Source organism: Paenibacillus violae (genome assembly GCF_032461945.1).
Lineage (GTDB): Bacteria > Bacillota > Bacilli > Paenibacillales > NBRC-103111 > Paenibacillus_E > Paenibacillus_E violae.
Genome location: NZ_JAWCUD010000002.1, coordinates 146,077 through 160,529, shown reverse-complemented (window position 1 = coordinate 160,529; position 14,453 = coordinate 146,077). Strand labels below are relative to the sequence as shown.

At 47.3% G+C, this 14,453-nt stretch carries 12 protein-coding genes; all 12 read left to right on the top strand.

Annotated elements, in window-relative coordinates:
- Positions 1-94: 94 nt before the first annotated feature.
- Positions 95-1,474 carry an ABC transporter substrate-binding protein gene (locus tag RQP52_RS07720; protein WP_315950623.1) on the top strand — a complete coding sequence of 460 codons (1,380 nt, stop codon included), beginning with the start codon at positions 95-97 and terminating at the stop codon, positions 1,472-1,474.
- A 22-nt stretch (positions 1,475-1,496) separates the two neighbouring features.
- Positions 1,497-2,438: a carbohydrate ABC transporter permease gene (locus RQP52_RS07715; protein WP_315950622.1), complete on the top strand. Its 942-nt coding sequence runs from the start codon at positions 1,497-1,499 to the stop codon at positions 2,436-2,438.
- Positions 2,439-2,456: 18 nt separating this feature from the next.
- Positions 2,457-3,287, top strand: coding sequence for a carbohydrate ABC transporter permease (locus RQP52_RS07710; RefSeq protein ID WP_315950621.1), 831 nt, complete (start codon positions 2,457-2,459; stop codon positions 3,285-3,287).
- 40 nt (positions 3,288-3,327) lie between these two features.
- Positions 3,328-5,979 (top strand): hypothetical protein, encoded by a 2,652-nt coding sequence (locus RQP52_RS07705; RefSeq protein ID WP_315950620.1) that lies wholly within the window; start codon positions 3,328-3,330, stop codon positions 5,977-5,979.
- Between the two features lie 91 nt (positions 5,980-6,070).
- Positions 6,071-6,751 carry an amidohydrolase family protein gene (locus RQP52_RS07700; RefSeq protein WP_315950619.1) on the top strand — a complete coding sequence of 227 codons (681 nt, stop codon included), beginning with the start codon at positions 6,071-6,073 and terminating at the stop codon, positions 6,749-6,751.
- Between the two features lie 14 nt (positions 6,752-6,765).
- Positions 6,766-7,128 (top strand): amidohydrolase family protein, encoded by a 363-nt coding sequence (locus RQP52_RS07695; protein ID WP_315950618.1) that lies wholly within the window; start codon positions 6,766-6,768, stop codon positions 7,126-7,128.
- A 17-nt stretch (positions 7,129-7,145) separates the two neighbouring features.
- On the top strand, positions 7,146-7,541 hold the full coding sequence (locus RQP52_RS07690) for a Rieske (2Fe-2S) protein (protein ID WP_315950617.1): 396 nt from the start codon (positions 7,146-7,148) through the stop codon (positions 7,539-7,541).
- Between the two features lie 14 nt (positions 7,542-7,555).
- Positions 7,556-9,895: a helix-turn-helix domain-containing protein gene (locus RQP52_RS07685; protein ID WP_315950616.1), complete on the top strand. Its 2,340-nt coding sequence runs from the start codon at positions 7,556-7,558 to the stop codon at positions 9,893-9,895.
- Positions 9,896-10,245: 350 nt separating this feature from the next.
- Positions 10,246-11,148, top strand: a complete 903-nt coding sequence (locus tag RQP52_RS07680) for an ABC transporter permease (protein ID WP_315951482.1) — start codon at positions 10,246-10,248, stop codon at positions 11,146-11,148.
- Positions 11,148-12,029 (top strand): carbohydrate ABC transporter permease, encoded by an 882-nt coding sequence (locus tag RQP52_RS07675; RefSeq protein ID WP_315950615.1) that lies wholly within the window; start codon positions 11,148-11,150, stop codon positions 12,027-12,029. Before RQP52_RS07680 ends, RQP52_RS07675 begins: the two co-directional genes overlap by 1 nt.
- 25 nt (positions 12,030-12,054) lie before the next feature.
- Positions 12,055-13,581, top strand: a complete 1,527-nt coding sequence (locus tag RQP52_RS07670; protein ID WP_315950614.1) for an extracellular solute-binding protein — start codon at positions 12,055-12,057, stop codon at positions 13,579-13,581.
- A gap of 50 nt (positions 13,582-13,631) precedes the next feature.
- On the top strand, positions 13,632-14,453 hold the full coding sequence (locus tag RQP52_RS07665) for an SDR family NAD(P)-dependent oxidoreductase (protein WP_315950613.1): 822 nt from the start codon (positions 13,632-13,634) through the stop codon (positions 14,451-14,453).

Sequence of the window (14,453 nt, the reverse complement as noted above, 5' to 3'; positions counted from 1 at the left end):
ACAATGGATGCCTTTAGATATCACATTTTAACATCCTTTTCGGCTTTCTATAATGAAGACATGAACACATAACTTTGCGAATAGGGGAGTGAGCATGTTGAAAAATTCAGCTTTTAGAAGAGTAAAGCGTTATTTCGTACCTCTAATGCTTATCGGAAGCACGATTGCAGCAATGGGTTGCCAAAGTCAAAGTGCGGGCACGGCCGCCAAGTCATCCGATGCAGCGCCGGGGCAGACCGTGCTGAATGTCTACAGCTGGACGGTTGAGGATAGCATGAAGCCATTTTTCGAAGCATTTGAGAAGAAATACCCGAATATCAAAGTGAAATATACGAAAATGGCGGATTCCAATCCGGCTACGGCGAATTCACTGCTGACTTCAGGTGAAGCCATCGACGTTATCCCGCAAGCCTCGGTTGACGATATGCGGGTCAGGGCTACAAGTGGCATGTACGAGCCGTTAGATGAGTACCTGAAAAAAGACAAAATGGACTACAAGCAAATTTTCGGAGATTCCATTAATGAGTTGGAAACAGTGAATGGAAACCATTATGCACTTCCATACAGTATGGCAACCTACGGTCTTTACTACAATAAAGCCATGTTTGATAAAGCCGGGATATCGTATCCAACCGATGACTGGACATGGGACGATCTCAGGGCGGCAGCGCTCAAATTGACTTCAGGCAGCGGAGCTAATAAAATCTATGGCTTCTTACCGGACTACACCGGCCAATGGGCTTTTCCCGCTATTCAACAGCTCGGTCTTAACTATGTCTATAAAAATAACGGACAGGAATCGAATTGGGACAATCCTGCCTTCTTGAACGCCTTGCAATATTTTTATGATATGGAAATGAAAGATAAATCGGCGTGGCCGATTTCGGAATACAAGGCGCTCAAGATCGATACCAATCCTCACGCCATTTTTATGCAGGGGAAGGCTGCGATGTATATTCAGCCGTCATTTATCGTCAAGTACAGCTCGCAGGAGTCCTATGGTTTTACCAATTTTGAGTACGGCGTTGCCAATCTGCCAAAAGTGAAAAAAGAAGACAGCTTGAGCAATGTGTACTATTTAAGCGATTTCAGCATACCAGCAAGTGCACCCAATAAAGAGGCGGCCTGGACGTTCCTCAAGTTTTATTGCTTGGAGGCACCGGAAATTTTCGCTCAATCTAAAGCGATGACGCCTGCCAATCTTCCCTCCTTGGATGCTTCTGTCAATGAAAAGGTAGGCAAAATCATTTTTGATTACCCGCATTTTGATCAGCCTACAGGCATGAAAACATTTATTACGAATAAGCTGAAGCTCACCCCATATTTGACGACAATTAACACGGCAAAAGCCGAAATGATGGATATGGTTAAATCGGAAATTACTTCTTGCTTAATGGGCAATCAAACCCCGGCGGAGACCATAGCCAAATTGAAAAAGCAGTCCGATGAGTTAATCAAAAAAGCAGGGAAATAGGAGATGTGTGGAGGAATGCTAGATGGAACTGGCAAAGAAGAACTCACTCATAGCACCTAAACGCAAAAAGAAGATTCGTAAGGATATCCTGCATGAAAATATAGCGGGCTGGCTGTTTCTTTCCCTTAATTTAATCGGTTACATGATTTTTAAATTAATTCCGATTATTCTTTCGTTGATTTTTAGCTTTTGCGAGTGGAACTTGGTATCCGGCTTAAAAGGAATCAAATTTATCGGATTTAAAAATTATATCAATTTGTTGACGGACGACGTATTCATTAAATCCTTGGTAAACACCATTGTTTACGCAGCAGTTACGGTTCCGTGTTCTGTATTCCTTGCTCTGATTCTTGCAGTAGTACTAAACGATAAAATCTTCTTTAAAAGCTTAGTTCGTTTAGGATTTTATTTACCTAATATCGCTTCGATGGTTGCGATTTCCGTGGTGTGGAGTATTTTGTACATGCCCACGTTCGGTCCAATCAATCAGTTTCTGATTTCAATTGGGATCGAACACCCGCCGGGCTGGCTGTCTTCGTCCCAGTGGGCCCTAATCTCGATTATCATTATGAGCGTTTGGCAGGCTGTTGGGTACAACGCCGTTATTTTGCTGGCTGGGCTGCAGAGCGTCCCCGGTACATTGTACGAATCGGCGGAAATCGACGGAGCAGGCCCGTTGCGCAAATTTTTTCAGATTACGATTCCAATGCTTTCTCCAACATTGTTCTTCGTAACGGTGATCTCCATTATAGGGTCGTTTCAGGTGTTCACCCAGGTGAACGTCATGACGCAGGGAGGGCCAGGTACTTCTACCTCAGTGCTGGTTTACTATATCTACAAAGCTGCCTTTACGTACAACAAGATTGGATACGCCAACGCGATCGGATGGGTGCTGTTCATCTTGGTCTTCATTTTTACGACGCTGCAGTGGAAGTTTTCCAATAAAGACTCGCATGTAAACTAGAGGGAGAGGAGGATCCAGATGAGTGCGAGATCTTTTAAATTAACGCAAAAAACAGTTTTGACTGTAGTTATGCTCTTACTTTCCCTCCTATCCGTTATGCCTTTTATCTGGATGCTGTCTGCATCCTTCAAGCCAACTGCGGAAGTATTCGAATTCCCGGTCCGATTGATACCTAAAACGTTTATTTGGGATAACTATACAACCGTATGGTTCGCTCGTTTTCAAACGTATTTCTTAAACTCGGTCAAGGTTTCCGTGGTCAGTGTCGTCGGAGAGGTGATTACAAGCGCACTTGCGGGATATGCTTTTGCGAAAATCAAGTTTAAGGGCAGAGAGCCTGCCTTCGTCATGTATATCGCCACCCTGATGTTTCCGCACCAGATGCTATTGGTTCCAAGATTTGTTTTATATCGTTTAATGGGTTTGTACAACAGCCTGTGGGCGTTGATGCTTCCCGGTATTTTCAGTGCTTTCGGCACCTTTTTATTTCGGCAGTTTTTCACGACGATACCGGATGAATTGATGGAAGCTGCGAAGTTGGACGGCTGCAATCATTTTAAAACGTTTACAAAAATCATACTTCCGTTATCCATGCCGGTCGTTTCTACGCTAGTTATTTTTTCGTTTGTCGGTTCGTGGAACAATTACGAAAATGCGCTGGTCTTCTTAAGCAACAAGGATAAATTCACCATCCCGCTTGGCCTGCTGCAGTTTCAAACCGAGGAGCAGACGAATTATGGCGCCATCATGGCGGCATCCGTACTCTCGTTGCTGCCGATCTTTGTTATCTTTTTGAGCTTGCAAAAATATTTTATTGAAGGAATTGCTACAGCCGGTTTAAAGGGATAAACAACTAACCATGCATATAACGAATTGGAGGAGATCGTCCGTGTCACAAACAAATCAATCGAATAAATTGCCTGACATCATCATTGTACAGGATCATCAAACATCGCTAGGTTCAGAGCCATCCGTCCAATGGGCGAGGCAAACCTTGATCGACACGTTGGAAAGTCGCGGAGTGGTTGTCGCATTTGAACAGATGAAGGCCGAGCAATCCGCCAAGGTGCAAATTATTATTTCCGGTAACGATTCCCCGACTGCCATCGCAGTAAGCAGTGAGCTTGGCGTTGCTTTGCCGGAGGAAGCGGAATCGCTTGCGATTCTTGCCGCAAAAGGGAAAATCGTACTCACCGCACCAGATGGACGCGGGCTTGTGTACGCTCTTCTTGAACTGACGGATCGAATTCAGCATGCTACCGGTGACATAACTGGGGAATTGCTGGATGTTAAAACACTTATCGACAAGCCGGCCAACGAGATTCGGAGCGTAACTCGTTTATTCACTTGCGAACCGGAAGATAAGCCATGGTTTTACGATAAGTCGTTCTGGGATGGCTATTTGACGGAACTGGCGACACAGCGGTTTAACCGCTTCACCCTGTCTTTAGGAATGGGGTATGATTACGGCCACGATCTGAATGTACGCGACAACTATTTTTGCTTTGCATACCCGTTTTTGTTTGATGTGCCTGGCTACGAGGTGAAAGTGCTTGAACTGTCGGAAGAGGAGAGAAGGCTAAACTTTGAAACGCTCCATTACATCGGCCAGGAAACCAAACGGCGGGGGATGCATTTTCAGCTTGGACTTTGGAATCATTCCTACATGTTTACGGAAAGTCCGAATATGGACTATACGATTGCCGGTCTCGATGAAAAAAATCATGCTCCTTATTGTCGTGATGCGATCAGCCAGCTGCTGAACGAGTTTACTGAGATCGACGGATTGACTTTCCGCGTACATTATGAAGGCGGTATTCCAGAGCCCGCTTACGAATTTTGGCGCGTTGCGCTGGCAGGAACGAAGGACATAGGCCGCAGGGTCGAAATCGATATGCATGCGAAGGGCATTAATGACGAGTTGATTGAGATTGCGCTTGACACCCGTCAGCCGATATTTATCTCGCCCAAATATTGGGCGGAGCATATGGGCCCAAGCTATCATCAGGCGGCAATCCGGGATAACGAATTTTCTCTGCCGAAGAACCAGACGATGGATATGCAGGCGATTACCGCATGGTCGCGCCGTTTTACACGGTACGGGTATGCCGATTATTTGCAGGATGATCGCAAAATAGGCATTTTGTTCCGGCTGTGGCCAGGAACTCAGAAGCTTTTAATGTGGGGGGACCCCGCGCTAGCTGCTGGCTACGGACGGCATGCTCATTTTAGTGGAACGCAAGGTATCGAGTTGTGCGAGCCGCTGACGTTCAAGGGACGTAAAGGCTCGGGCACGGAGGGCGGAAGGGAGCCTTATCATGCCGAAGAGCTGAAGCTGCCGAACCGGGATTGGCAGAAGTATAAATATACGTACCGGTTGTGGGGACGGCTGCTCTATAACCCGGAAGCAACTCCTGACATATGGCGCAGATATTTGCGCTACGAATTCGGCGAGGCGGCAAACAGCTATGAATCGGCGCTTGCGTTTGCGAGCCGCATCCTGCCTCTAGTTACCGCAGCCTATTGCCCGTCCGCTGCGAACTTCGTTTATTGGCCAGAAATGCATACCAACCAGCCGATTGCCGATCCAGACCTGCCGTCGCCGTTTGGCTTCGATACGCCAAAACCGGGAACGTTTGGTGCAGCTAGTCCGCTGGATACTGCCTTATTTTATCGAATCGACGATTTTGCCGACGATATTATTCAAGGTTTCCGTCATGGGAAGTATTCTCCGCTTGAAACAGCGGATAGACTGGAGTCCATGGCGACAACGGCCGCTCAATATTTGTCCAAAGCTGTAGAGCTGGCCGTAGATTCACAAGCTCCGAATTTTAAGCGGTTTGTTACGGATACTCGCATGCTGATCCATATCGGCCAGTTCTTCGCGAACAAATTCCGGGCAGCGTTAAGCTACGCTTTGTCCGAGCGAACAGGGGACACGGCTCAACTGGAACGGGCGTTGGATTTTTATAAACTGGCCAGAGAGCATTGGGTCAAGGTCATTGCCATTTCGCAGGATAAATATAAGGCGGATATAGCATTTGGCAATTCTGGAGCGGTTAGAGGACACTGGGCGGACCGGCTGTCTGCTATCGAAGCGGATATTCAGGCTATGGAACGCCAACTGCAGACAGCTCGGACAGATGCCAGTCGGACGGTAGATACCGGAAAGCTGCTGGCTGCCATGAAAGTGCTGACCGCTTCTCCTGTTGACCGCAGGCAGCTATTCGTACATGAGGCGCCGTCTCATTTTACCAAAGGCGACAAGCTTGGTGTACAGCTCGACCTGCCGGGTGCTTCCGATGGCCTGAAAGTGGTGCTGCATTATCGGCATGCCAACCAAAGCGAGCATTATGTTGTCACAGAAATGAGTCGGGACGGTGCGAGCTTTGTTGCCGAAATTCCGGCAGCTTACACCAAGTCGCCTTTCGGCATTCTCTACTTCTTTGAGGTTGTTGAAAGCGACAGCGGAGCCCGGCTATATCCCGGCTTGAACGAGGACATCTCGAATCAGCCGTATTATTTCGTCCAAAGCCGTTAATTCATATCTCCAAGCTTCGCAGCAGGAAGGTGCTGCGAAGCTTTTCATCACAATCCATGCACTACTTTAACGCATAATGGGAGGGATTCAGGTGAGTTCAAAGCAAACGACGGGAAAAAAAGGCATTATTGACTGCGATGTTCATGTGTACCCTAAATCTCGGGAAGAGCTGAATAAGTATTTACCACAACCATGGAGGGACTGGTATCGTCCGTTGACGCGAGCCTACGGCAACATTCAGGGAAACCGTGTGGATGCCAAGCCGCCAAACGGTGGAGGGGCGGGAACCGATCCCGACTTTTTACGGGAGCAGTTGATCGACGAGTACGGAATCGATTACGCGATTTTGCTGCCCCGCGCGATGTTGAACAACCTGCCGGACCCCGATATGGCTTCCGCAGTAGCCGCTGCCTATAACGATTGGCTTGCCGATACATGGCTGGATAAATATAATCATGACGGCGTGTTCAAAGGCTCGCTGTATATCGCTACCCAGGACCCTATCGGAGCGGCTAAAGAGATTGAGCGATGGGCTGGCCATCCTCATTTCGTACAGGTGATGACTGATTCCGGGGCAAGGGCGCCCTTTGGTCAGAAGCAGTATCATCCGATCTATGAAGCCTGTGAAAAATATGGCTTTCCGTTGGCAATTCATCCCGGTACGGATGGAATGGGCATTAACCATCAGCCAACGCCGGGCCATCTACCCGCTACATTGAATTTCATACGTGCTTGTCGCTTGCCTTCCAGGCGCATCTGGTCAGTTTCTTGACCGAAGGGGTTTTCGTGAAGTTTCCTAAATTCAAAATCGCGCTTGTCGAAGGAGGCGTATCCTGGCTTGCCCCATTAATGTGGCGGCTGGATGCGGAATACAAGGGACTCCGCTATGAAGTGCCTTGGCTTGAAAAGCGGCCGAGCGAATTTTTACAAGACCACGTGCGCATTACGAGTCAACCAATCGAGCGACCGGATGACGACAAATATTTGTTAACGATGTTGGAAGCGATGGATGCCGAACATATTCTAATGTTTGCCAGCGACTACCCGCATTGGGACTTCGACTCGCCGAGAAGAGCGTTTCCGAAGCTTCCGGCCGAGCTTCATCAGCGAATCTTTTATGAGAACGCGAAGGAGTTTTACAACCTTTAAACAGGAGGCTGCCGATCATGGAGCGATTCGTAGTATGTAAAGCGACCGAATTGATGCCGGGAGAACGAAAAATCGTTCAAGTTGGCGGAAGGTCGATTGGCGTATTTAACGCAAACGGGGAGTATTACGCCTTGCGCAACAGCTGTCCGCATCAGGGAGCACCTTTGTGTGTGGGCAGATTGACGGGGACGACGCTGCCGTCGATGCCTGGCAGCCACCGATACGGCAGGGAAGGCGAAATATTGGCCTGTCCTTGGCATGGGTGGGAGTTTGATGTCACCACGGGGAAATCACTATTTAATCCTCATCAATGTTTGGTCAAAAAATATGATGTGGCTGTAGAGCCGCTGGAGGAAAGTCTCGAAACCTTCCCGGTGTCTGTTGAAGAGGAGCATGTTGTTCTGTATGCCTAAAAAGGAGGAGGAACATGAGATTCAACCTCACCAGGAGGCGAATATTCAGCAGCCGGGCAGCATTACTTCATCGCATGATGATGCTGACCTTGGCTGCCTCTATCCTGCCGACTATACTTGTAGGCATCAGCAGTTATCTCTTCTCCACTTCGACGCTGCAGAACGAAGTCAACCGCGCCCATGTTCAACTGCTGGAGAATACTTCGGCCACGATTGACCGGGATTTACAAAACATGCAAGATAGCACCTTGCAGATGTTATTTCATCCTCTATTTGCAAATGAAGCTTTACAGCGGGGCGTTAAGGGCAATGAATTTGAACTTAACTTGCAGGTTTCGCAGTTTTTTTCAACTTTTCAGTATAATCATAAGCAAATTCTTGATATATCCATGTACATTAAAGACAACTATCTGCTTTCTTCCTCTTACGGTTTATTTAAGGTTGCCCCGGTGTACGACCACAACAGGCTAAACGATGCGATGGTTTCTCCGAAGGAGCTAGAGTGGACCAACACCGTTTTTCGCATCCGGGAGAACGATGAAGCTAGTGGCGTTACCTTTATATGCAAACTGCCTCTTCAAGCGCCTAATCCAATCGGGCTAATGCTGGTCCGTATTGATCAGAAGTTGTTTCAGGATTCTCTTCAACGCTCGACCGTGTATCCGGGTCAGATGACAGTGATTGTCGACCAAGAAGGAAAAACCGTTGCCGCTTCTTCCACTTTTACGCTTCCTAGCGAACTGCTCCAAACGATTCGTCATAGAAATATATCCGATCATAAGCTCAATTATAATTGGAACAACCGTGATTATCTGGTTACGACGTTAACATCTCCCTATACCGGTTGGCAGTATATCGATCTGATCCCGACTCAAGAATTAAATGCCAAATCGGCGGGAATCGGTGTCATCACAGCCATAGTCTTGGCTGTCGTACTTCTATTGGCGTTTGTGCTCACGCTTCTCGGAACGCAATGGATTTACCGTCCCATTGCCAATCTTATGAATTACCTGAACCGGGAGGCATCCGGTGGCAATAATGAGGGAGAAGACGAAATGGGTTATATGAAACAAAGCTGGCAGGCTTTAAAGCATGAAACGAGGCAGTTGCAGCACCAACTATCTATTCAACTGCCTATGCTGCGGGAATCGTTTGTCTTACAGATGCTGCACGGGCACTATTTGCATTACACGCAAAGCGAGTTGGAACAGTTGTTCGTGCGGTACGGGATTCCCCACCAAACCCGATTTGCGGTTTTTATTATGGCTTATGACAGAAGCGGTCCTGATATTGCGAAATTTTATGAGCAGGATCGTGATCTAGTTATTTTTGCTATGAAAAATATCATTATGGATATGGTGCAAACGAATGTACGGCCGTTTCTTGGGGTTACTGTCAATTGTTTAAACGATCAGATGGCTGTACTGCTCTGGCATCATGTGGAAGCGGATCATCAAACCGTGCATGAAACGTTAGAGGTATGGGAGAATTCTGTGAGGGCATTTGTTGAGGAGCTCCGAAATATACTAGCCAATTATTTACGGCTGCCGGTAACGGCAGGGCTCGGCGGAGGAACGAGCGAGATCGGCAATCTTCCGTTCGCGTATCGGCAAGCGCTTTCGGCTCTTACTTCACGTCTTGTCGTTGGTGGAGAGCAAGTGATTGCTCCGGATAACGACTTCCTCAAGTCGAATGAAGGTTACCGTTACCCCATTGAGCTGGAGCGGCATTATGAGGAGTCTTTGAAGCAGGGAGATCTTCAGGAAGCGGAACGGATGCTTTATGAGTTTTCGAAATATGTCATCGGTGCGACCCATGTTGCCAAGGTGATTCAAATGTCGTACACGCAGCTCCTGGGTACGACGATACGCACCATGTATTTGCTCGGCATCGAACCCGACACTTTATTTAAAGGGGAAGAACCCTACGACTACTTACGTAAATTTCAAAACATGGATGATTTAAACCGTTGGTTTCTCCAGCATTTGATAACACCAATTGTGCAGTTCGTACGAAATAAAACGATTGTAGAGCACGGGCAAATTATCGACAAAGTGACCGCTTTTATCCACGATCATTACCATCAAGATATTTCCCAGGATCAGTGCGCGCGTAATTTCGGCGTCAGCCGAACCCATCTCAGCAAGCAGTTCAAAAAATTCAAACAGGTTGCCTTTAGCGATTATTTAACACAGATCCGGATTGAGAAGGCCAAAGAGCTGCTTTGTGAAACCGATATTCCCGTCGCTGACATTTCTGAGAAGGTAGGTTATCTCCATACGCAGAACTTTATCCGTGTTTTTAAAAAGATGGAAGGGATCACTCCCGGACAATTCCGTGAGGAACGCGGGTAGCCAAGCTGCCGTGTTGAACGACCCTCTATGCAGCTGGAGATCAGATAAACTCCCGCTGCATAGGGGGTTTTTGCTTAAGTAGAGCGAGTACTCGTTTTGTGACGCGGGGTCGGGCTGTCACAGAATGAGCATGCACAAATGGCTTATTGAGAATTACTGGAACCATCCCTAGAATACAGTTTGCCGGCATGGAAATTCAGTAAGCATGGAGCAATGGATGGCTAGGTGACAATCAAAATTGTATAGAAAGGATGAGCGTATTGCCAGATCAACCTAGAAGCGCGGTATCCGCCGAAGATTTAAAGAGGCCACTGCAGACGAAACAGGCAAGTAACCGCTTTCTAAACTGGCTGAAAAGTTGGAAGCCGACATGGAAGCAAGAAAAGTATCTGTATGTTCTCGCGCTGCCGGGACTGTTGTATTTCCTTATTTTCAAGTACATCCCGTTATGGGGGCTGTCACTTGCCTTTACCGAGTACTCTCCTTACCTAGGTTTGTTCAAAAGCGAGTGGGTCGGATTCAAGCATTTCCAAAGTTTTTTTGCCAATCCCGATTTTTGGCTGCTATTCCGCAATACTTTAGCGATCAGCTTCCTAAATATCATCTTATTTTTTCCAATGCCTATCATTATTGCTTTGCTCCTGAACGAGCTGAAAAACGCGACCTTTAAAAAATGGGTGCAAACCTCTATTTATTTGCCTCATTTTTTATCTTGGGTCGTTATCGTGGGGATCTGTTTTCTGACCTTAAGCGGCAGTGGAATTATCAATAAGCTGGTCGTCGAATCGGGAGGGCAGGCCATCAATTTTTTAACGAATCCCGAAACCTTTTGGGGCATATTGACTGCCCAGACGATTTGGAAAGAAACCGGTTGGGGAACCATTATATTTTTGGCGGCTTTAGCCAGCATTAATCCCGAGCTATATGAAGCGGCAAAGATTGACGGTGCGAACCGATGGAAGCAAATGCTGCATGTGACGATTCCGGGCATAAAAGGAACCGTGATTATCTTATTAATTCTCCGTTTGGGCCAGGTGCTGGATATCGGATTCGAGCATATTTACTTGATGTCCAGCTCGGCCGTGACAGAGGTTGCCGATGTCTTCGATACTTACGCGTACCGGGTAGGGATTCAAAACGGCCGATTCAGCTTTGCGACCGCTGTCGGCATTTTCAAATCGGTGGTTGGCTTGATTCTTGTTCTATTGGCAGATCGAGCGGCTAAGAAGCTGGGAGAGGAGGGCGTGTACTGATGAAACTGCGTTGGGGCTCGCGTGTGTTTGATTTTTTTAATTATGCGATTCTTGGACTGATTGGGTTATCGACCTTGCTGCCGTTTCTTTATGTTATTCTCGTTTCGTTTACCGATCCTGTCGAGTATCAGACCAGTCCCATTGTCATCTTTCCCAAACATTGGAGCTTGGCTTCGTATGAGTTCATTCTGTCAACACGGACCTTTTTGAACTCACTTAGCGTAAGCGCAATTCTGGCAATTGTCGGTACGGCCTGCAGTCTCATATTGACAAGCGGACTTGCGTATACCCTATCTCGCAAAAAGTTCAGACTGAAGCGGGTGTTCATGATTGGTATTTTGTTCACCATGTTGTTCAATCCGGGGATGATTCCGAACTATTTGCTGGTCAAGGAGTTGGGGCTGGTCAATACCATATGGTCGCTTATTCTTCCGGTGCTGAGCAGCGCCTGGTATGTCATTCTGATGAAAAGCTTTTACCAGGAAATTCCTGAGGAGCTGGAAGAGTCGGCCAAAATGGACGGATGTACGGACATCGGCGTATTTTTCCGGATTATGCTGCCTGTTTCTGTAACGGCGCTTGTCGCTTTCGGCTTATTTTTCGCCGTGGCTTATTGGAATACTTATTTCAATGCGGTGCTGTACATTAACAAAGATACGCTTCGCCCAATGCAGGTCGTATTGCAAGTGCTGCTCATTCAAGCATCAACACAGGTAGGCGATCCGTCTGTTGCGCAAATGCTGCAGAGCGATCAGATGCTGCCACCGGAGACGATCAAAATGTCGGCAGTTGTTGTGGCTTCCTTACCGATTATTATCGTTTATCCGTTCTTGCAAAAATATTTTGCCAAAGGCATGATGGTCGGTTCTGTGAAGGGTTAAGTTCAATTTTAAGGAGGTCATACAGATGAATAGATGGTTAAAAAGAATGTACCTTGGAGCCGCATCGGCGGTTGTTCTGCTTGCTGGCTGTAGCTCTCCGCAAGGAGCGAACAATTCGTCGGGCGGTGCTGCGGGCAATCAGGAACCTACGGAGATCAATATACTGACCACAACCTACAACTCGGCTCCCGGTAATGATCTGGACAGTTTGAAGCAAATCAACGAGAAATTTAATGTCAAAATCAATGTGACCTACGTTCCGGCCAATAATTATCAGGACAAATTGAACGTCATGCTGGCCTCGGGTGATCTACCCGATGTGAGCCTGGTTTGGGACATCAATACGCAGGCATTTGCCAACGCGGCAAACCAAGGAGCATTCTGGGACTTAACGCCGTATATCAAGGATTATCCTAATTTGGCAGCATATCCGGAGCAAATTTATAAAAATGTCTCCTTTAAAGGGAAAACCATGGGGATTCCGCGTGTTCGCCCCATTGACGGGCATCAGTCGCTGCTCATTCGCCAGGATTGGCTAGATAAACTAGGATTGAAAGCGCCAACGACGATGGATGAGTTTTATCAGGTTATGGAAGCCTTTACAAAGAATGATCCTGATGGTAACGGCAAAAACGATACGTACGGATTTGTCGGTCAAGGCACACCAACGTTATCTAATTATTTCTTATCGATGTTTGGCGCGGGTCTGCAGCATTATGTGGATGAAAACGGCCAGGTGCAGCCTAGCTTCTTCAATCCCAAAATCAAGGATGCGATGGCCTTTTGGAACAAAGTGAACAAAGCGGGCATTATGGTGCCGGATCTTCCTTTGCTGCAAACGAGCCAAACCCGCGATTTTATGACTCAAGGCAAAGTCGGTATGGGTTTTAGTAACGTGTATGACGGCCATTTGTATTCCGATGACTTAAAGAAGGTCAATCCGAACGCGATTATCAAGCCTTATTTGTTCCCAGCAGCGCCAGACGGTAAGGTTTATATGGAAGCGGCACCGGGTTCGTTCGGTATTTTCATGATCAATAAAAAGGTTAGCGAACAAAAAATGAAAAAAATTCTCGAAGTTTACAACTATACGGCCACGAGAGAAACGTACAATTTGGTTGCTTACGGTATTAAAGGCGTCGATTACAACGAGAACGAAGCAGGGGACATCACCCAGACAGACGAGGGTAAAAAGAAGGGCTATGCTTTCGATACTTCGGCGCAATGGGTATCGAGCTACTATGATAAATACGTAAAAGCGGATTTGCCGGGAATGACGCCGGAAACGAAGGCCTACAACCACAAATTGGTTGACACTATTTCAACCGTGTCCGTCCCGAATCCGGCGCTTGGGCTTGTCACTCCGACGGCCTTGGAGAAAAGTGCGGATTGGAATAAAAAAATCAACGATATGATAACAAATGTCATAATAGGCAAAAACAGCTTTGAAGATTTTGATAAATTTGTCCAAAATTTTAAAGACGACCCCTCGTATCAGAAGCACTTAAAGGAGCTCAATGACTTGTACAAGGAAAAAACTGCGAAAAAATAAGAGAAATCTCTTCGGTTTATTCATTCTAAATTTTAAGGAGGCTTATCAATATGGGTACAAGATTACAGGGCAAGGTAGCCGTTATCACAGGCTCGTCATCTGGCATCGGAAGAGCGAGCGCGGAGGTGTTCGCTGAAGAAGGAGCACATGTCATTGTCAATGACGATGGCGGACGTGAAGGTTTAGGGCAGAAGGTTGTCGATGGCATCAATGCGAACGGTGGTTCGGCCGTTTATGTTCAGGCGGACGTATTCAAAGGTGAAGAACTAAAGCGGCTGATTAATTTTGCATATGAGAAATTCGGCAAATTAGATATTTTGATGAACAACGCCTACAGAGGGCACACCAATTCCGTATTAGAGCAAGAGGAAGCGGATTGGGACAGGGTATTCGCCTCTTCGGTAAAAGCTGTATTTCTGGGCAGCAAATACGCGCTACCCGGTATGATAAAAGCAGGAGGCGGTTCCATCATTAATACCGCTTCGGTCCACGGGCTGCTAGGGGGAAGAAGGCACTCCTCCTATGACGCTGCAAAGGCAGCGATCATTAATCTGACGCGCCAGATGGCGGTCGATTACGGGAAGTACGGCATTCGGGTCAATTCAATTTGTCCGGGTCGGATTGTGACGGAAGGGAAGATCGATTTCCTGGAAAAATATCCGGAGGAGGTTCGCCGGCAACAAGCAGTCTACCTGCTGGGGCGGCCGGGAACGATGCGCGAAGCCGGTCTGGCCGCACTGTTCCTGGCATCGGACGATTCCTCCTTCGTCACTGGCCATGCTCTAGTCGTAGATGGCGGCTTGACCGCTCAGCTGGCGGATAGTGTTTCTGAGCCGCTTGAGGAAGGTCTTGGCCTTGCCGGCTCCAAATAA

What these genes read in the sequence shown, in the direction of transcription:
- RQP52_RS07720 (WP_315950623.1), top strand. Translation starts at nt 95, where the DNA reads ATGTTGAAAAATTCAGCTTTTAGAAGAGTAAAGCGTTATTTCGTACCT.
- RQP52_RS07715 (WP_315950622.1), top strand. Translation starts at nt 1,497, where the DNA reads ATGGAACTGGCAAAGAAGAACTCACTCATAGCACCTAAACGCAAAAAG.
- RQP52_RS07710 (WP_315950621.1), top strand. Translation starts at nt 2,457, where the DNA reads ATGAGTGCGAGATCTTTTAAATTAACGCAAAAAACAGTTTTGACTGTA.
- RQP52_RS07690 (WP_315950617.1), top strand. Translation starts at nt 7,146, where the DNA reads ATGGAGCGATTCGTAGTATGTAAAGCGACCGAATTGATGCCGGGAGAA.
- RQP52_RS07685 (WP_315950616.1), top strand. Translation starts at nt 7,556, where the DNA reads ATGAGATTCAACCTCACCAGGAGGCGAATATTCAGCAGCCGGGCAGCA.
- RQP52_RS07675 (WP_315950615.1), top strand. Translation starts at nt 11,148, where the DNA reads ATGAAACTGCGTTGGGGCTCGCGTGTGTTTGATTTTTTTAATTATGCG.
- RQP52_RS07670 (WP_315950614.1), top strand. Translation starts at nt 12,055, where the DNA reads ATGAATAGATGGTTAAAAAGAATGTACCTTGGAGCCGCATCGGCGGTT.
- RQP52_RS07665 (WP_315950613.1), top strand. Translation starts at nt 13,632, where the DNA reads ATGGGTACAAGATTACAGGGCAAGGTAGCCGTTATCACAGGCTCGTCA.